Here is a 20,327-nt window from a genome sequence, read left to right on the forward strand (position 1 = left end):
GGCAAAATCACTAAATGTGATCAGTCCAGGTAATGCTTTGGCAAAAGATCTTGATATAATCTACCCTATTGCACAAGGCCCAATGACCAGGGTTAGCGATGTAGCTCCGTTTGCTGATGCTGTGTCAGAAGCAGGTGCGTTGTCCTTTATCGCGCTGTCTTTATTAAAGGGTGACCGTGCCAAAGAACTCATCATCGATACCAAAGCACTGGCCGGAGATAAAACCTGGGGCGTTGGCATACTCGGTTTTGCGCCACAAGAGCTGCGCGACGAGCAGATGCAATATATACTGGAGGCCAAACCACCTGTTGTTTTAATTGCCGGTGGCAGACCATCACAAGCAAAGCCGCTTGAAAAAGCAGGCATAAAAACTTTTTTACATGTGCCCTCAGCATCCTTATTGGATATGTTTTTAAAGGAAGGCGCTAAAAAGTTTGTTTTTGAAGGACGTGAATGCGGCGGCCACGTAGGCCCCCTATCCAGCATGGTACTTTGGGAAAAACAAATTGAACGTTTGTTAAAAGAAGATCAGCCCGAACAGCTGAGTGTGTTTTTTGCCGGCGGCATCCACGATGCTTTTTCTGCAGCGTTCATTTCTATAATGGCCGCTCCGCTGGCCGCCAAAGGCGTAAAAGTGGGTGTACTCATGGGTACCGCCTATTTATATACTAAAGAGGCGGTTATTACCGGCGCCATACAGGATAAATTTCAGGAGCAGGCCATGCAGGTCACTGATACCGTATTATTAGAAACAGCACCAGGTCATGAAACGAGATGCCTGAACTCTCCATTTGCCGATTTTTTTAATACCGAAAAGGAAAAACTGCAACAAGCCGGTGTTGATAAAAAAGAAATATGGGAGCAACTGGAAACGCTAAATGTAGGCCGTTTGCGTATTGCTGCCAAAGGTATCGAACGACGCGGCAATGAGCTGGTAACCATAAATGAAGCCGATCAGCTTAATTTAGGCATGTACATGATTGGCCAGGTAGCTGTTATGCACAATAAAGTTATTTCATTACAGGAGCTTCATCAGGATGTTGCCGAAAATAATTATCAGCATATTTTAAACGCTGCATTACCTGAACTGCCCCAATCAATGGAAAAATCACTTGATGTGGCTATTGTAGGTATGGCCTGCATTTTTCCCGAAGCAAAGAACCTGGAAGAGTACTGGCGTAATATTATTTTAGGAAAAGATTGTGTTACCGAAGTGCCTGACGAACGCTGGAACAAGGAGCTATACTATGATCCTGCATCTACCGCAGATGATATGTCGCATTCAAAATGGGGTGGTTTTATCCCTAAAATTGATTTCGACCCGCTTGAATATGGCATTCCGCCACAATCACTGGCTGCCATTGAGCCTACCCAGCTGTTAACTCTTATGGTTGCTAAACAAGCCATGGAAAATGCAGGCTAAGCTAACGGCAATTACGACCAGGATAACGTATCGGTAATTATTGGTGCCGAGGGCGGTAATGACCTGGCAAACAGCTATAGTTTCCGGGGATATTTTAAACAGGTGTTTGGTGATATACCGGCTGAAGTAGACGCGGCATTACCCAAAACTACCGAGGATTCTTTTCCCGGTATTCTGGCGAATGTAATTTCTGGCCGTATAACCAACCGAATGAACTTTGGTGGTCGTAATTTTACCGTAGATGCAGCCTGTGCTTCATCACTTGCCGCTGTTGATCTGGCCTGCCAGGAATTATTCCTCGAAAAATCGGATATGGTACTGGCCGGCGGGGCCGATTTACACAACGGCATTAACGACTACCTGATGTTTTCGAGTACCCACGCCTTGTCACGCAAGGGCCGGTGCGCAACCTTTGATGGGGAAGCTGATGGTATTGCTTTGGGCGAAGGCATAGCCATGCTTGTATTGAAAAGGCATGAAGATGCTTTGCGCGATGGCAACCGTGTTTATGCTGTAATTAAAGGCGTAGGTGGCTCCAGTGATGGTAAGGCATTGGGCTTAACCGCTCCGCGTAAAATTGGTCAGGTACGTGCTTTAGAACGCGCTTATGGCCAGGCAGGCATTACCCCCGCTGCTGTGGGCCTGGTTGAGGCTCATGGAACGGGAACCGTAGTTGGCGATAAAACAGAATTAAGTGCGTTAACAGATATGCTTAACCAGTCGGGAGCGCTTGTTGGTCAAACCCATCTTGGTTCGGTAAAAACACAGATCGGGCATACTAAGTGCGCGGCAGGTTTAGCCGGGCTTATTAAGGCTTCACTGGCTGTTTATCACGGCATAAAGCCTCCAACCATACATTTAAAAACACCTAACAGCTTTTACAATCCGGAAACCAGTCCGTTTGCATTTCATACTGAAGCAGGTTTATGGATGGACGAAAAACGTTATGCCGGTGTAAGTGCGTTTGGCTTTGGCGGCACTAATTTTCATGCTGTAATTGAAAACGCTAACCCGGTATCGGTGCAAAACCCGACAATAAAATCATGGCCGTCAGAGCTTTTTGTTTTCAGGGGCGACACTTATGACGAGGCAAAAACACGATTAAATTCAGTTAAATCATTATTAGAGGTAAATGATAATATCCAACTGAAAGACATAGCCTTTAGCCTGGCAACTGCCAATGCAAAACCAATACAACTCAGTATAGTTGCCGATCATGCTAACGATCTGATGATGAAGGTTGAACTGGCCCTTTCGGGTATTGAAAGCAAGGATACCTATATTGTTAAAAAACGGGAAGGTAAAGTCGCGTTTATGTTCCCCGGACAGGGAAGCCAGCGCATCAATATGGCCCGTGACCTTTTTGTGGTATTTCCGGCAATGCGTAGTTTACTAAAGCAGCATCCGGAATATGAAAAAGTACTTTTCCCGAATGCCGTATTTGATGACAGCCTGCTAAAAGCACAAAAAGAGGCCATTAAAGATACCCGTATGGCTCAGCCGTTGCTGGGTATTGTTGACCTGGCCATAGCTAATTTCTTAAAAACACTGGGTATTGAGCCCGACATGGTTGCCGGACACAGCTATGGCGAACTACCTGCCCTTTGTTTTGCAGGTGCATTTGCTGAAGACGATCTTGTAAAACTAAGCGCCGAGCGCGCGCAATCTATTTTAAATGCCGTTGAAAATGGCGATGCCGGAGCGATGGTTGCCGTAAATGTAGCCCAGGATGAACTATTAAAAGTTATTTCTGGTTTAAAAGATATATACGCGGTAAATTATAACTCTCCGCTGCAATGCGTACTCGCAGGGTCTACCCCTGCTGTGGAACACCTTATGGAGGTGCTTAAAACAGCTAAAATATCTTTCAGAAAGCTTGAGGTTGCCTGCGCTTTCCATAGCCCACTGGTATCCAAATCAAAAGTGCTATATCAACAGGTACTTTCAGGTGTGCAGTTCAATGACCTTGCCTTGCCGGTATGGTCAAATACTACCGCAACAGAATACCCAACCCAGGCCGCTGACATCAAAGAACGGCTTACCGATCATTTAATAAAACCTGTAAAATTTGTTGATGAGGTACAACAGATGTACGCTGCCGGCGCCCGGGTGTTTATTGAGGTTGGCCCCGGAAAAGTACTGACCGGATTAACAAAAGCCTGCTTAGGTAAAGATGAAGTATTATTATATGCCGAAGATAATGGCCGCAATAAATTAACCCAACTGCTTTGTATGCTGGCTGATTATATGGCCACCGGACGGGATATTAACATTGAAAAACTATTTGAGGGCCGCGATGCGAAACTACTGAACCTTGATGAACCGGGTCTGTACAAAAAAAGCGCGACTGTTTGGTATGTAAATGGTCAGCATGCTATTCCTGCTACCGGAAAACTACCATCAAACGGAGCCCTGCCTATAACCGAACCTATTAAAATGATAAATAAAGATCTACGAACCGAAATACCTCAGGTAGTAAATTCTGCTGCCGAATTAATGATGCAGGAGTACCTGAACAGCATGAAAATGATGATCCAGGCACAGCGCGATGTGATGCTTACTTTTTTAGGGCAAAACCCCGCTATCAATAACCCCATAGTTTATCAAACACCGCTCACGGTTTCCCCTCAGCCGCTGCCTGTTGCAGAACGTCAGCAAGTAATAGCTGATCAGGATGTTCAGGTAATTGAAGCCCCGCCCGTTGTTTCGAAAACCGCTGTAGCACAAAAAGATATTAAACAGATATTATTACAAGTAGTAAGCGAGAAAACAGGTTACCCGCAGGAAATGCTGGGTATGGAAATGGATCTGGAAGCCGATTTAAGTATCGACTCTATTAAACGTGTGGAGATCATAGCTTCATTACGCACCGAGTTAGGTGGCTTTGATCAGACCGGTAAAAACGAAGATACAGTGATGGAGCAGTTGGCTGGTATAAAAACGTTAAGCGGTCTTATAAAATGGATTACAGAGAACGCCGCCCCAGCCGCTCCTGTGGCACTGCCAGTCATTAATATAGAAGTTAATGTACAAGCCACCACGCAACCCAAATTTTCACTTGAGGACTTGAAACTGGCCATATTACAGGTAGTGAGTGAAAAAACGGGCTACCCGCAGGAAATGTTGGGTATGGACCTTGATCTGGAAGCCGACCTGAGTATTGACTCCATTAAAAGAATGGAAATTATTGGCGACCTGAAATTGAAGATTGGTTTTGGTAAAGCTAATGAACAGGGTGATGATATTATGGAAAAGCTTGCCGCCATAAAAACCCTCAATGGCCTGGCCAATTGGATAGCGGAAATTGAATCAGAAAGCGCCGGATTGCTTACTGAGGCAAAAAAGATCATAGAAGAAAAAAACACAGAAATCACCGTTAATGAAACATTATCGAGATTGCGCTTTGAACTTTCTCCTGCTACTCTATCTGCTATTGAGCCGTCAATAATTAAGGGACAGCGTTTTGCCATAACCGATGACGGCGGCGTGCAGGCCATAAAGATCAAACATTTGTTTGAACAACACGGCGCTATAGCAAATATTGTTTATCCCGGTGGAAATCTGCAAGGCTATCAGGGACTTATTATCCTGAACATGTTCGCATCTCAAAAAACGGTAGGAATTTTTGATCATTTTTCATTGATCAAAAAGCTCGATTTTGAATCGGTTAAATGGGTTTATCTGATATCAGATACCAAACTGCATTTAAAAGAATTTACCGATGTAAAACTGCTGAGGCGTTACCAGGGTTATCCAGGCTTTTTCAAAAGTCTTGACCGGGAGTATGACCGAACTAAATGCCGCCTGGTTAGCCTGGGAAGCCCTATGTCGGCAGAGGAAATAGCCGACATAACATTAAAAGAGATCCTTACACCCGATGAACCATCGGAAATTATCTATCAGGATAATAAAAGACATGTGATGGAACTGGTACCTTCCCAATTGATAACCGGCGTAGAAGACTCGCACATTAAGCTTGATAAAGAAGCAGTTGTATTGGTATTGGGCGGAGCGCAGGGTATTACCTCCGAGCTGATGATCCATTTTTCGAAAGATTATCCATGTACCTATATTTTAGTTGGCCGTTCTGCGGATCCGAGGAATGCATCACCAGGCCCGTTAGATGCTCTGCAGCATAAAGATGAGATACGCAATTACCTGGTAAAACAAGGTGATATTAAAAAACCGGCTGAAATTGAACGCGAAACTGCCCGTATATTTAAAAACAATCAAATCATGCGCACCATCACCCAGATGGAAAAAGGCGGATCGACAGTAGTATATGAATCTCTCGATTTGTGCGATGAAGCCGGTTTAAGCAGCTTTATCAATAATGTTTACGATAAATATAACCGTATAGATGGCGTGGTACATGGCGCCGGGTTACTGGAAGACAAATTATTCCACAGCAAAACATCTGAATCATTTGGTAGGGTGTTTGACACCAAGGTAATCCCACTGCGTACATTGGCCGAACATTTAACGCCTGATACCCAGTTTGTGATCTTTTTCTCCAGCATAGCCTCGGTTTATGGCAACCGCGGACAAACAGATTACGCGGCCGCAAACAGTGTATTAGATAAATACGCCTGGGCCCTAAAAGAAAAAATAAATGGCAAAGTAATGTCCATAAACTGGGGCCCTTGGAAAGGCGCCGGAATGGTATCGCCAACACTCGAAAAGGAATATGAGCGCCGTGGAATAGCCCTTATCCCGTTACAGGATGGCCGCGAGATATTCTTAAACGAACTGAAATACGGAAAAGAAAGCCAGGTATTGATCATGGCCGGTAACAACTGGTAAATAATTATCAGCCCAAACCATTCACACATGAAAAAAACCGACGTAGCAGTAATTGGAATGTCATGTATTTTTCCCGGCGCTGGCGATGTGGAAACTTTCTGGCAAAACATCATTAATAAGGTCGATTCAACCCAAACTGTGCCGGCAGACCGGATAGATCCGGTACATTTTGATAAGAATGCTACCGGGGTGGATAGATTTTACTGTAACCGCGGTGGTTTTATACCTGATTATGAGTTCGATCCCCGTCGCTTTGGTATTTTGCCGGTTGCGGTTGAGGGTACCGAGCCCGATCACTTATTAACGCTTGACCTGGCTTACCGGGCACTGGAAGATGCAAGTGTATTTGCTAAAAACATTACCCTCGAAAAAACGGGAATCATTATTGGCAAAGGTAATTACGCAGGCCCAGGCGCTACCCGTGCTATAGAAATTGTAAGAACCGGCGAGCAGATAGCATCCTTGTTAAAAGAAATGCTACCCAATTTAGGTGACGATGAGATAGCCAGGGTAAAGCACGAATTTCAGCTTCGTAAGGGCCGTTTCAGTGCGGATACTGCTATGGGGCTTATCCCCAATCTGGTGGCGTCGCTGGTGGCTAATCGTTTAAACCTGGGCGGGGCGGCGTTCACACTTGATGCGGCTTGCGCCAGTTCGCTTATCGCTATAGACCACGCTGTGCAGGAACTAAACAGTGGTCGCTGTAATATGGTTATAGCCGGAGGTGTACATGTTGGGCAAAATGCGGCATTCTGGAGTATATTTTCGCAGTTAGGGGCTTTATCCCATCATGGAACCATAAAGCCCTTTGATACAGATGCCGATGGCTTAATTATTGGTGAAGGCTGCGGTTTTGTGGTACTGAAACGGCTGGAAGATGCCATAAATGATAAGGACAAAATCTACGCTGTAATAAAGGGCGTGGGCGTTAGCAGTGATGGCAGCGGCACCAGCGTAATGAGCCCTGCGGTAAAGGGGCAGCTTAAAGCTATTGAACAGGCCTGGGAAAACGCCGGCGTATCAGCAAAAGAAATTGGTTACCTGGAGGCCCATGGAACAGGGACCCCGCTTGGCGACAAAACCGAGCTGCAAACCCTAACCCAATTTTTTGGTTACCAGCCAGAGTTACCCAATGCAGGTATCGGGTCGGTAAAATCAAATATTGGCCATGCTATGCCGGCCGCAGGTATCGCGGGGTTTATAAAAACGTGCCTGGCACTTTATCATAATACCCTGCCTCCTACTTTGCATTGCGAGGCTCCGCTGGAGCAGATGAGTAAAACCCGCTTTTCGGCAGTTCAAAATCCACGTAACTGGACAGAATCCGGCTTACCCCGGATTGCCGGCGTAAACGCGTTTGGTTTTGGTGGCGTCAATGCCCATGTTGTGCTTGAAGGTTTTACATCTCCTAAAAAAGATGAGGTTTTATTGCTTGCCCGGGAAAGTAACGAAGCGCTAATTAACGCACTTGAAACGCATGATTATACACAAGGCTCAGGGCGGTTTCGTATAGCCGTATTTAATCCTACGCCCGAGCGTGTAAAGAAGGCCGCAAAAATTGCAGCGAAGAACCATCCCTGGCGTAATAAGCAGGATATCTGGTATACCAATGCTCCCCTGCTTACCGATGGTGGAAAGATAGCTTTCGTATTCCCGGGTTTAGATGGCCTGACAGGCGGCGAGGTTGAAAGTGTGGCCAATTATTTTAATATATCAGCAAGCCATAGCACACAAGAAAGCGGATTGTTGAATGAGGCGCTGGGAATCTTAAACAAGAGCAGTATACTGGATACCGCCCTAAAACAGCTGGATATAAAACCCGATATGAACGCCGGGCATAGTTTAGGCGAATGGCTGGCCGCCCGCTCTTCTGAACTTACAGAAGAAAGTTCGGTCATAGAGCTGCTTGATGTTTTAAACCCCGAAACTTTTGAGTTAAAGGATTCCCGCTTTATTGCTGTTGGTTGCGGTATCGATCTGTTGGAATCTATTATAGCGGGTATAAAAGACTTATATCTCTCCAATGATAACTGCCCGCAACAGGTAATACTTTGCGGCAGTAAGCCGGCACTGGATGAGCTGGTACCTATATTACGAGCAAAACAAATATTTCACCAGGTACTGCCTTTTCAATCCGGCTTCCACTCTCCTTTTGTCGCCGACAAACTGGATGTGATACTTGAGGGAATGCAACGTATGCAATTCCGCAAAACCACTACACCGTTATGGTCGGCAACCACTCTGGAGCTTTATCCGGAGGGTTTTGAGGCCATCAGGCAATTAAGCGCCGAACACCTGATTAAACCGGTGCGCTTCCGGGAGCTTACTGAGAAATTATATGCTGAAGGTGCCAGAGTTTTTATACAGGTTGGCTCGGGCGGTTTGATGGGCTTTATTGATGATACACTAAAAGGAAAAGAGTTTAGCACTATTGCATCAAACGTGCCAATTCGTTCCGGGCTAACACAATTACAGCGGGTATTGGCGGCTTTATTCGTGGAAGGTAAAGAAATAGGAATGGATTTTATGGGGTATAAAACGAGTACTGTGCCTGCAACGGCTAAAGGTATTAAACTACAATTGGGGTCTCCCATAATTCATAATCTGGAAGGGCTTAAATACATAGCGGCTAAACAAAAAAGCCCGGTATCAGCAGAGGCGCTGTTAGTTGATGTTGCAGATCCTGTTATGCAGGCTTTTAACAGCAACGTGGCGGAAATGGTTAACATACAGACCGAAATGTTGCAACTATTTCAGAACCGGACTTTGCAACCGGTGGCTAAAACAACGCCGGCTCCGGCAAAGCCTGTGCATGTAACGCATGTACCCCCAAAAAGACAGGCCTTCTCTAAACAGTTGGATATCTCCCTTAATAATTGCCCCTATCTTATTGATCATTCTCTGCTGCGGCAACCCAAAGGCTGGCACTGTGTGGATGATATGGATCCGGTAATACCCATGACCATGATTTTTGAGGTATTTGGTGAGATAGCCGCGGAGCAATCACCGGGCGAGCAGGTTCAAAAAATCATGAACATTAAGGTATTTCAGTGGATGAACGTTGTTAAGCCTTTCCGCGAAACCGTTACTGGAGAATGGAAAGACCAGCAGCGCGTATATCTTGACCTTGACCGTTTTGCCAATGCCGAAGTGCAGCTGGCGTGTCAGCTCAGTCTACCCCCCGATATACATTTTGATATTGGTGAACTGTTGAACATCACCCGTACCTCCGAGGAGATCTACGATGCGCACATGTTTCATGGCCCGCGATATCAGGGAATTAAAGAAATAAAAGCAGGAAGTAAGGGCATTACAGGCATCATTGAAGGCGCGGCCGGAAAAGGTTCGCTATTGGATAATGCAGGGCAATTATTCGGGTTATGGTTACAGCTTACACTTACTAAAGACCGTATTGCCTTCCCCGTAAAAATACAGGAGATTGAATTTTTTGGTGCGATGGAAGATCAGCAGGGGCAATTTGAATGCACCTGTGTGCTTACCGAATTAAATGATGAATTTGCTACTGCCAATTTTGTAATGAAACGCGGTGGCAAGGTATGGGCCCTAATTTCGGGCTGGCAAAACCGCAGGCTGGAAATTGATGAGGCTTTGTGGAATGTCTCCATGTCGCCGCTGCATAATCGTTTATCAGAAGAAATTGCTCCCGGTATATTCATGTTTCATCAGGCCTATTCGCGTGTTGTTTCGTGGGACTTTATCCTGAAACGTTATTTCAACCAGGAGGAAAAGAAATATCATTCCAACCTGCTCCCCAACAAAAGAAAAACCTGGATGATCAGCCGCGTGGCTGTAAAAGATGCCGTACGAAACCTGCTGAATAAACAAAAACAACAAGCTTGCTACCCTATCGCTTTTGAAGTAAAATCAGATGAACTGGGTAAACCTTACCTGAATGGTGATTTAACCGATGGAATACATATTTCTATAGCTCATAAAGGCACCGATGCGGTTGGTATAGCTCAATTTGATAAACCCGTAGGCATCGATATGGAAATTATTGAGGATCGTGGAGCCGGTTTCACCGATGTGGTTTTTACTGAAAACGAAATGTTACTGCTCAAAGATAAAGATATGGCCGAGTGGGCTACCCGTTTCTGGGTGGCCAAAGAAGCTTATGGCAAATACCTTTGTAAGGGCTTGCAGGGCAACCCAAAAGCTTACGTGGTTGAGGAAATAAGGGATAATGACCTGCGCATTAACGACATTTTTATTAAAACATTAAAACATAAAAATTACATAATCGGATGGACACTATAACATCAGCAAAAAAAATGAACAACGACGAGATCTTTGATCTTATGAAACAATTTATTACCGAGGTAATAGGCGAGGAATTTGTTGAAGAAATGGACATTACCCCCCAGAGTTCGTTCACCAAAGACATGGAAATGGATAGTATAGAAATTGTATCCTTTTCCGAAAAAATAAAGGCACACTTTGGGGATCAGATTGATTTTACCGGCTGGCTGTCATCAATGGACCTTGACCAGCTTATCAACCTTAATTTGGGCATGATCATTAATTATATACACGAATGCCAGTAATAAAAGTAAATAACAGGAATGTGCATTTCCAGGAGCTTAATCAAGAAGCAGCCGAAACGGTGCTTTTGGTTCATGGTATGTTCAGCAATCTTTCTGTTTATTATTTTAATATAGCGCCCATACTGGCCCAGCATTTTCATGTAGTGATGTATGATTTAAAAAGTCACGGTATGAGCGAACGCGCATTGGATGGATATGATCTTACCACCATGACCGATGATTTACACGCGCTGATGGATGCGCTAAATATTAATAGGGTTCACCTGGCAGGATATAGCTTTGGCGGGCTCATTGCGCTGAAAATGGCATTACGGTTTCCTGATAAGCTGAAAAAACTGGCCATCATTGAAGCGCCCGACCCAAGCGACGAAAAAGCCCGCGGCATTATTGACGATTATAGCAGGGAGTTTCTGGAGCATTATATAGAGAATTTCACAGATACTACAAAGGTAAAAATGGGCAAACGCCAGATGGAGCGTAACCATCGCATGTATGAATATCTTTTTTATCAAACCAGCATAAAAAATGATATGGAGGCCGAAAAGAACTTTTTGAACGACCCGGTGATTCCGGTTTTAAAAAAAGACACGTTGCTGCTTTACGGATCAAACTCTAATTGCCTTGGCACCGGCAAACAATTAAATAATATGATAAAAGGCTCGGAATTGGTATCGGTAAACGGCGACCACAACATTCCCATACAGGAGCCCGTGTTGATTGGTAATATGATCAATACATTTTTTATGAACTAAACATTACATACAAAACACATCCCTATGGCAAAGTTTGTATTTGTTGTACCCCCGCTAACCGGGCATATTAACCCCACACTAAGTATGGGGGCCGTTTTACTTCAGCGCGGCCACCGGGTTGGCTGGATAACGCTCGACCAATCTTTGTCATCAAAACTACCTGATGGCGGCGAACTGTTACACATCAGCTATGATGAAAATGATCAGCAAAAACAGCAGAGCGAACGGTATCTCGATATTATCACAAAAAAAATAGTATACGGTATTGACAGTATTAAGTTTCTGTATGAAGAAGTATTGATACCACTAAACCGGCATAGTTACGAAGGTATAGCCGCGTTACTTGATCGTTTTGAACCAGATTTGGTTATTACCGACCACCAGATGTTTGCCGGGGCCATTGCGGCTATTAATAAAAATATACCCTATGCCACATCGGTTACTGCTCCGGCTGCTATTAAAGTAATGGACGAACTTCCAAAAGTTCATGAATGGGAGGTGAACCAGATAGTGGCGTTGCAGCAGGAATTAGGTATTCAAGGTAGCTCGTCTATTGCCTGTTCAAAACTGCTCACTATGGTGCTTACCTCGCAGTTGTTTTTTGGAGAGATGGAACTGCCCGAATGTTATCGGTTTACAGGCCCCGTGATCAATCGGCGGTCGGCTAATATTAAATTCGACTGGTATAGGTTTCAAGCCAGCTCGCTTCCTAAAATATTGGTAAGTATCGGTACCACATTTAATCATGAACACAAAAAAAGCTTTTTTGCAAAGGTTATTGAAGCATTTGGCAATGAAGAGCTGACGGTAGTGGTGGTTTCGGATCCTACCTTGTTTGATCACTGGCCCCCAAATTTCATCGTAAAACCCCAGGTTCCGCAGTTGGAGCTCCTGCCCCATTTAAATGCTGTGGTATGCCACGGCGGGCACAATACCGTTTGTGAAACCCTTTTTAATGGTTTGCCCATGGTGGTGATCCCTATAGCTTATGATCAATCGCATGTTGCGGGCCGTGTGGTGCGTACGGGAGCGGGTTTGCGCTTGAATTTTAACCGTTTCAAGGCTGGTCATCTTAAAGAGGCTGTTTATGAAATACTACAAAACTCGGGTTACACCGAATGCGCTCAACAATTAAGGAGGTCGTTTGTGGGAGCCGGAGGTACGGAAACCGCTGCAGATATGCTTGAGCACGCCTGCATAAAACAAAGTTTAGAAGCATAAAACTAAATCACAATCATGGCAAGATTTTTATTTGTTGTCCCTCCGTTTTTTGGTCACATCAGCCCTACATTGAGTATAGGCGCCAGTTTAATAGCCCGTGGTCACGAAGTAAAATGGCTGGGGATAACGCCGCTCGCAGCTAAACATATACCGCCCGGCGGTGAATTTATAGTACCCGAAGCCGAACTGGAAGAATACCAGGAACAAATAACCCGCATATTAAAACGCCAGGATGATGGCCCGGCGTGTTCAGGTCCCGAAGTAATGAAACTGGCGCTGGAAGAAACCTATGTTCCATTCGCCCGTATCATGATACCTGGTTTAAGCAATTTTGTTGATGCCTGGAAACCAGACGTGATCATTAACGACTGTATTACTTTTGCCGGGGCCTTATGTGCTCATATCAAAGGTATCCCAAGTGTAACAACCACCCCCGTGCCACCCGATGTAATGGGCGATACCGCGAACAGTGCGCCTAAGATATTTGAATGGCAGCAAAACCTTATTAAAGGGCTTCAGAGGGAGCTTGGAATTTATGGGGAGGAAATATTTATCCATTCGCATAAGCTCAACCTAATATTCACCTCACAAACCTTTGCCGGGTTTAATGAGGCGCCTGCACACATGAAATTTGTTGGCCCGGTAAAAGGCCGGCCAAATGAAGCCCCCTTTGACTGGGACAAACTGGCCAAAGTTACCACGCCAAAAGTTTTTGTTTCGCTGGGCACCTTGCTCGTCGATATACGTAAGGAGTTTTTCCAAAAGCTGATCACCGCGTTTGCCGGTGAGCCGGTGACCATAATAGCGGCCACCAATCCGGATATCTTTGAAACATGGCCTGATAACTTTATTGTGAACGGATTTGTACCACAATCTGAACTGATGCCGCACATGGATATGGTAATATGTCATGGTGGCTTTAATACCGTGAATGATACGTTTACAAACGGCTTGCCAATGCTCATCACCCCTATAGCATATGATCATTTCCATACGGCCAAGCTTATTGAAAATTCGGGTGCGGGTATCAGCATACGCTATAAGCGCCTGCGGATAAACGATCTGCGCGAAACGGTATTTAAACTGCTCCGGGAACCACAATACTGTAATGCCGCATTAAAAGTAAAAGAAACTTTTTTGGCAGCGGGCGGAAATGATAAAGCCGTTCAACTGCTGGAAGATTTTGCCAAAGCTGAACAAGTTCTTGAACCCTTTAATCAGCGGCTATGAAAAGAAAACTGTTATTTGCCGAAAGGGTAATTTATGGGGACGGAAAAAAGGCCTTCAACGCTGTAGTGCCCATAAAAATTCACGGGAGTTTCTCCGAAGCTGATTTAAATTTTGCCCTAAGTAGGATACAGGAAAAGCATCCGCTACTAAAGGCATTTATTGAGGTTGATAAGTATAACATGCCATGGTTTGTTGTTGATGAAGCTGCCGATAACCCAATCCCGGTAAGAACGATGGCCCGGATAAGTGATGACGATTGGGAAACGGAAGTAACGAACGAATGGTCGACCTCATTTAACACCGGTAAAGGCCCGTTGATGAGGGTGATATGGATAAAAGGCGAACACGCCTCAGACCTGATACTTGTAATGCACCACTGCCTTTGTGATGGCCGCACAGCCATGTCAATTTTAGCCGATCTGTTAAAAGTGCTGAATAACAGCCAGACAGACATTGGCAAACAGGCCCCGATCCTGAGTATGTATGATATTGTACCGGCCGAAGTACTGGAAAACAAAAAGAGGATCATCAAGGCAAAGTTAAAGGGGTTGCTGAATCATTTTTTACTGTGGATAATTCCGGTTAACAGAAAATTACCGAAACGGGGAAAGGATTACATGATACACTGGAAACTGGATAAGGACCTGGGCAACCAGTTAGTGCTCACATCTAAATCTGCCGGTGTTACCATAAATACTCTGTTATGTGTGGTCATATTAAAGGCTTTCCAGGAGATAAGAAAAGAAAAATTCTTTAATAACATAGCATGCCCTGTTGATATCAGGAAGTACATGCCCCTGATAAAAGAAGACTGCATTTTTGCATTTGTGTCAATGGTGGCTTTAGCTGCCGACAATAAGTTAAATTTTATTGATAATGCCAAAAAGATGCAGGAAGTTATCAATACAAAAATAGCCAAACTTGATCCCTATCAAATGATCATGATGTTTGAGGAATCGCATTCATCCATAAACTACCTGATTGATTTTTTAAGGTACAGTAAGCCCGATAATGATTTTCTGTTTTCCAACCTGGGGCGGATAGGTATCGAACATCAGTATCGGTCATTTGAAGTAGAAACCATTTACAGTCCATCGGCTGTTGGCCCTTTTGGTAATACCACAGGTTTTGTAGCATCTACATATCGCGGTCTGATGGATTTTACCTTTATCGGAAATGAACTATTTATTCCTTATGACGAAGCATTGTTGATAAAGGAAAGGATCGTCGACATTATCCAGGAGCAAACTGCTCACCTAACACCAGCCACAGCCGTATGAAAAGAAAATTAATGATGGTAGAGCGGATTATGCATGTTGATGCTGCCACCCCGCTTAATTGCGTATTTACTGCAAAAATACAAGGTGCCATAAATCAGGACAACCTGCAAATGGCGTTGTTTAAAGTTCAACAGAAACACCTTTTGTTAAGGGTACGTATTGATGAAAATTTGAAAGGCGGACCTTATTTTATATCAAACGCACGCATCGGGAAAATACCTGTCCGCATGGTAGAACGGCTTACTGATGATGATTGGCTAAAGGAATCACAAACAGAGTGGTTTAAACTTTTTGAGGATGAAAGTGAGCCGCTTGCCCGGTTGGTTTGGATAAGGTCGGCAACAGTGCATGAACTTTTGCTCGTAATGCCCCACTGCATTTGCGACGGAACAACCAGCGTAACGCTATTGCGTGAAATACTGAGCTTGCTGGATAACCCTCAACAGGATCTGGAAACTTATACTCCTTTTAACTCGGTGAAGGAATTGATGCCGGATACATTTGATCCCGCTAAAAATGTGCGAAAGGCCCGGATGTTCGCCTTTTTGGGCAGGTTGTTTTTCTTTTTTAAAAACACTAATAGTAAACATCGGCGTGGAAACAATTATGTCCTGCACTGGAAACTTACCCATGAGGAAACACTGGCTATTGTAGAAAGCTGCAAAAATGCCTATACATCGGTACACGCCGCCTTATGTGTAGCCATTATGGAGGCATTTCAACAGGTAAATGGTAATAAAGCCCATGGAAAAGTGATCAGTCCGGTGGACATCAGGCGTTTTATTCCTGAGATAAAGCAGGATATGATGTTTGCCTTCGCGCCTATTGTGGAACTGACCATCAGTAAAAACGCGAACACTGATTTCTGGGATGCCGCCCGTAAAATTAAAGCCGACCTTATTGCTAAAATTGACGCCATGAAAGTTCATGAAATGTTATGGATGGGCGAATACATGCATGCTACTGTTAAGCGGATGATCAGTCTTTTAAAAGCGACTGGTGGTACGCATGATATTACGTTTTCTAACATGGGTCGGTTAAATATCCCGGAGAGTTATCAAAATTTTGAACTGGAAACTATTTACAGCCCTACAGTAGCGTTTCCGTGGCGTAATGCAAATACCCTGGTAACAACCACCTTTAAAAATCAAATGGACTTTACATTCATGTCAAATGATGCTTTCCTGACCGAAACTGAGGCATTGAATATCAAGACCGCAGCTATGGGTTTACTATTTGCCAACGTACAGCAATTAGCCCATGCCTGAGCTTAAACAACATAAAACCATGCTGCAACGCTTTGTCAGAAAGCGAATGTGGTATTATGTTATTACCAATATCATATTTAATACGGCGTTCGCGTATTTCTGTTTCTATAAGTTTAACGCGGTTTATTTGTTTGAAGGGGGGCAGAATATGGCCAGGCTGATGTTACCTATGTCGTTCCTTTTGCCTTTTATGCTCACGTTTGATATGCTGAAGAAAACCATGCTCCAGGTTGACCAGGGAAATATTGATATAACACTGAGCGAAGATTTGAACAGGAACAGGTTCATCTTTCAAATGGCGGGCATCAATGGTATCAGTACATTTTTACCCGTTTTTGCCCTCATGCTTGCGGTTAATATGAGTTTGCCTGATCATTATAAATTTGATGCCTTATTCCTATCCATCGTTGATGGTTTAATGGCCGGTTTATATTCCGTTATCTTTACTTTTCTGCCCATCAGGAAACTAAAAAAACACCTGCGGAAAGAAGTTCAGCAACCTGTGTCAGTTTAATTTTTAAAACCTTGCTGTTCCTTGGTGAAAATTTCCATAATCTCCGGAGCTGGTAGCGGCTGTTCATATATTTTGACATTGTCCATATAACCGTGAAATACCCGTTCTGAAGGAAATTCCTCATTTCTGCCAATCTGCCATTTGTTGGCGACAGATAAATTAACAGGCCCTTCAACCGTTGATGTGCCGGCTAATTTACCATCAATGTAAACCGATAACAGGTTACCATTACAAACTCCGGCTATATGGTGCCAGTGTTGCTTCCAATCGGCAGGCAGGTTTACGGTACAATCGCCCCGGCCCCAGCCACCGGCAAAAAAGGTAAGTGTTTTGTTGCTGCTCATTTGTAAAACATGCGTATCACCTTTGGTGAGCATATCTACCAAACCCCTTTCTTCGCCCTGAGGGTAAACCCAGGCCATCATGCTAATGGTTTGCCCCATGTTATCCAAACTGGCGGAGTTGGGTATTTCAACAAAACAATGATCGCCCAGTAATACCCTTTTGTCATTTTTATTGATGCTTGAATCCGTGCCGATAATATGTCCGTTATTTTCAAAACCTGATTTGTCTGTAAGCTGATTTTTACCACCTACTTCAAGCGAAAGATCAAGTAACGCCGAACCTGAATCATCATTGAAAACTTTATATGTTCCACCTATATCATTAATAACCAACTTCTTAATTCCTGACACCCGATCTGTAAAATGATGCTCCTGTGTTTTGCTTTCGCCGGGCACGAGTTGTACGGTATCAGTATATAAAACAGTATCCCCTATAGCTACCGGGATATGTGCCAGTTGATCTCTCCCGGTCAGGTTTTTTACGGTGTATTTTAAACGCTGCTCATCCCCTTGTTTTATAATTGGTTTTACTGTTAAACCCGATATTTCAAACGGATGTTTTACCGGCTTGGCCGGTTCAATTACTTCAACAGTATTGTCGTCCTTTTGCCCTATACCTACAATTATCTTCCCTAAACGGTATAGTCTGCAGCTTATAGAATCTGCTATGGTCTGGCCGGTTGTCACAAGGATATTTCTGGAAGCAATTTCTTTTCCACCGGCAAATAATTTTATATTCTTCGTACCTGTTGAACCGTTATTCTTCAAAGTGAAATACAACCATAATGGCTCGTCAGGCTCAACTTTTGTTTTCTTTAGGTCGTATTTTATTATTCTGATATTAACCGGGCTTTTGGTTTCTGATAATACCGCGGCGTCTTTGTTCAACGGCCAATCAGCAGGCTTGTTGGTCATCGTAAATTGCATAGTTCCGCCTTGTGCAATAAGCGCATGCGAAACTGATAATTGCTCATAAGACTTACTGTTGATGGTTAACGAACCCACATATTTATTTGCGGCAGATTGCCCCTTACCCTCTATAACCAATGTTTTATGATTAGCCAGGTGCAGTTTTACCCTTTGAAACAAAGGCGACCCAATAGCATACTCCGGCCGGCCGGGACTTACCGGGAATATCCCTAATGAATTAAATATATAAGCGCTTGACATAGCACCCAGGTCGTCATTGCCGGGCAAACCATCCGGTCGGTTTTTATATCTTGATAGCATAATATCCCTGCACCACTTCTGCGTCAGATCGGGCCTGCCTGCTGCATTAAACAAATAGGGCAAATGGATAATTGTTTCATTATCAAATAATATAACATCATTACTTAAAGTAGAATCAAGCCGGGATACAAATGCTTCTGCTCCACCCATCAGGTTCACGAGGTCTTTAGGGTTATGGGGCACAAAGTATGAGTAAACCCATTTATCTCCCTCTTTATAACCAGACATCGCCGGATTTACCTTAAAATCAGATCCAGATCGCGGCAGCATAAACATGGTTGCAGGATAAAACAGGTTTCGATAGTTAAGGCCACGTTTTTGCAAAAGCTCATAATCGGGCTGGTTATGTATTACCTGTTTGGCATATTGAGCTAATGTCCAGTCGTCATAAGCGTATTCAACCGTTCGGGTAACCGATTCCGATTTCGTATACGGCACATAACCCATGCGGTGATATATGTCCATATCCTGCTGTACAAATGGCGAATCGACAATATTGCTTTTCATGGCTTTATAAGCCAGTGATTTGTCAAAACCATTAACGCCTTTTAAATAGGCATCAACAATTATAGGAATGGCATGATTGCCGGTCATACTTTCGGTAGGTAAATGACCGGTTTGCTTATAAATATCCAGCATCGACAAAATAGCGTCGTTCTGCTTTTCAGGATATAACAAACTCAACAATGGGTGCAGCGACCGGAAAGTATCCCACGGCGAAAATCCACCATACTCATATTTTCCGGTGGCATGATGTACCTTTCCATCAGCCCCACGATAATTGCCATCCACATCAGATATTACCCAGGGAATCAGTAAAGAATGGTAAAGCGCGGTGTAGAATATGGTTTTGTTAGCCTCGCTGCTGTCGGTAATATCCACTGTGCTTAATTGTTTTGTCCAATTAGCTGCCGTGCGCGCCGCAAAAGCCTCAAAACTTAATCCGGCTGTTTCCGTATCAATATTATGCTGTGCGCCTGCGTAACCGACAGTTGATGTGCTCAGCTTAATTTCAATAACTTTCGGAGTGGCAGTACTTTTAAAACTAAATAAATACCCATTTTTTACGGCTTTCTTATCGGTAAAAGCTTCACTGAAATTGATCACTATATTCAATACCGAACCATGTATAACCTTACCCGATATAACTGTGATGTTTCCCGCGTTCCCGATATAAACCTGCGCGTTTGCTTTAGCCGGGAAAGTAAAACGTAATATGCCTGTGCGTGTAGCCGCGCTGGCTTCAGTTACGATGTTGTTATCATTAAATTTCACTTTGTAATAACCGGGACGCGCAACTTCATTACGGTGCCGGAAGCGACTGCTATATTGCCCGGGTACAAAATCCTGCCTGCCGTCAACAGGCATGATAAACAAATGGCCTGCAGATCCCTCTGGAAAGCCGCTATGATGCCCCAGGCAGCTGAAATAATAAACGGATGAATCGGCATAATTATAACCCCTCACTCCTCCTGTGCGGGTTTCCGGACTGATCTGGACGAAACCTGATGGGGCAACCGCGCCGGGATACGTACCGCCATCGCCACCCCAATGGGTAAGCACACCGCTTTTGGTGGTGCCAATAAAGGGGTTTACATAGTTTAAATGCGTTTTTTGTTGTGCATGAATATCTGCCGTTATTAAAATCAACAACGAAAACAGCGCCAGCCTTACTCCGAAAATTACATTATTCATTA

General features: G+C 44.0%; 10 protein-coding genes and 1 pseudogene. 10 read left to right on the plus strand and 1 reads right to left on the minus strand.

All coding sequences use genetic code 11. The features are described from left to right. Nucleotides 1-82: 82 nt before the first annotated feature. From SNE25_RS31925 to SNE25_RS18990, 10 genes and pseudogenes are all read left to right on the plus strand, one after another. Nucleotides 83-1,897, plus strand: a pseudogene (locus SNE25_RS31925) (beta-ketoacyl synthase N-terminal-like domain-containing protein); the annotation flags it as partial. Then, entirely contained in the window at nucleotides 1,880-6,226 is a 4,347-nt protein-coding gene (locus tag SNE25_RS31930) for an SDR family NAD(P)-dependent oxidoreductase (RefSeq protein WP_407667050.1), read from the plus strand. The pseudogene SNE25_RS31925 and the gene SNE25_RS31930, both read left to right, overlap by 18 nt. A gap of 27 nt (nucleotides 6,227-6,253) precedes the next feature. Beyond that, nucleotides 6,254-10,504, plus strand: a complete 4,251-nt coding sequence (locus SNE25_RS18955; protein ID WP_321560565.1) for a type I polyketide synthase — start codon at nucleotides 6,254-6,256, stop codon at nucleotides 10,502-10,504. Then, nucleotides 10,492-10,791, plus strand: a complete 300-nt coding sequence (locus tag SNE25_RS18960; RefSeq protein ID WP_321560566.1) for an acyl carrier protein — start codon at nucleotides 10,492-10,494, stop codon at nucleotides 10,789-10,791. Before SNE25_RS18955 ends, SNE25_RS18960 begins: the two co-directional genes overlap by 13 nt. Beyond that, nucleotides 10,782-11,543 carry an alpha/beta fold hydrolase gene (locus SNE25_RS18965; RefSeq protein ID WP_321560567.1) on the plus strand — a complete coding sequence of 254 codons (762 nt, stop codon included), beginning with the start codon at nucleotides 10,782-10,784 and terminating at the stop codon, nucleotides 11,541-11,543. The genes SNE25_RS18960 and SNE25_RS18965 overlap by 10 nt, the downstream gene beginning before the upstream one ends. 24 nt (nucleotides 11,544-11,567) lie before the next feature. Next, nucleotides 11,568-12,764, plus strand: coding sequence for a glycosyltransferase (locus SNE25_RS18970; protein WP_321560568.1), 1,197 nt, complete (start codon nucleotides 11,568-11,570; stop codon nucleotides 12,762-12,764). A 15-nt stretch (nucleotides 12,765-12,779) separates the two neighbouring features. Beyond that, nucleotides 12,780-13,994, plus strand: coding sequence for a glycosyltransferase (locus SNE25_RS18975; protein WP_321560569.1), 1,215 nt, complete (start codon nucleotides 12,780-12,782; stop codon nucleotides 13,992-13,994). Further along, nucleotides 13,991-15,274 (plus strand): condensation domain-containing protein, encoded by a 1,284-nt coding sequence (locus SNE25_RS18980; protein WP_321560570.1) that lies wholly within the window; start codon nucleotides 13,991-13,993, stop codon nucleotides 15,272-15,274. Before SNE25_RS18975 ends, SNE25_RS18980 begins: the two co-directional genes overlap by 4 nt. Continuing rightward, on the plus strand, nucleotides 15,271-16,542 hold the full coding sequence (locus SNE25_RS18985; protein ID WP_321560571.1) for a phthiocerol/phthiodiolone dimycocerosyl transferase family protein: 1,272 nt from the start codon (nucleotides 15,271-15,273) through the stop codon (nucleotides 16,540-16,542). Before SNE25_RS18980 ends, SNE25_RS18985 begins: the two co-directional genes overlap by 4 nt. Further along, nucleotides 16,535-17,056 carry a hypothetical protein gene (locus SNE25_RS18990; protein ID WP_321560572.1) on the plus strand — a complete coding sequence of 174 codons (522 nt, stop codon included), beginning with the start codon at nucleotides 16,535-16,537 and terminating at the stop codon, nucleotides 17,054-17,056. Before SNE25_RS18985 ends, SNE25_RS18990 begins: the two co-directional genes overlap by 8 nt. Here the strand turns inward: SNE25_RS18990 and SNE25_RS18995 are convergent. Next, a complete protein-coding gene (locus tag SNE25_RS18995) occupies nucleotides 17,053-20,325 on the minus strand; it encodes a GH92 family glycosyl hydrolase (RefSeq protein ID WP_321560573.1) in 3,273 nt (1,090 codons plus the stop codon). The genes SNE25_RS18990 and SNE25_RS18995 overlap by 4 nt on opposite strands. Between the last annotated feature and the right edge of the window lie 2 nt (nucleotides 20,326-20,327).

The organism is Mucilaginibacter sabulilitoris (assembly GCF_034262375.1).
Lineage (GTDB): Bacteria > Bacteroidota > Bacteroidia > Sphingobacteriales > Sphingobacteriaceae > Mucilaginibacter > Mucilaginibacter sabulilitoris.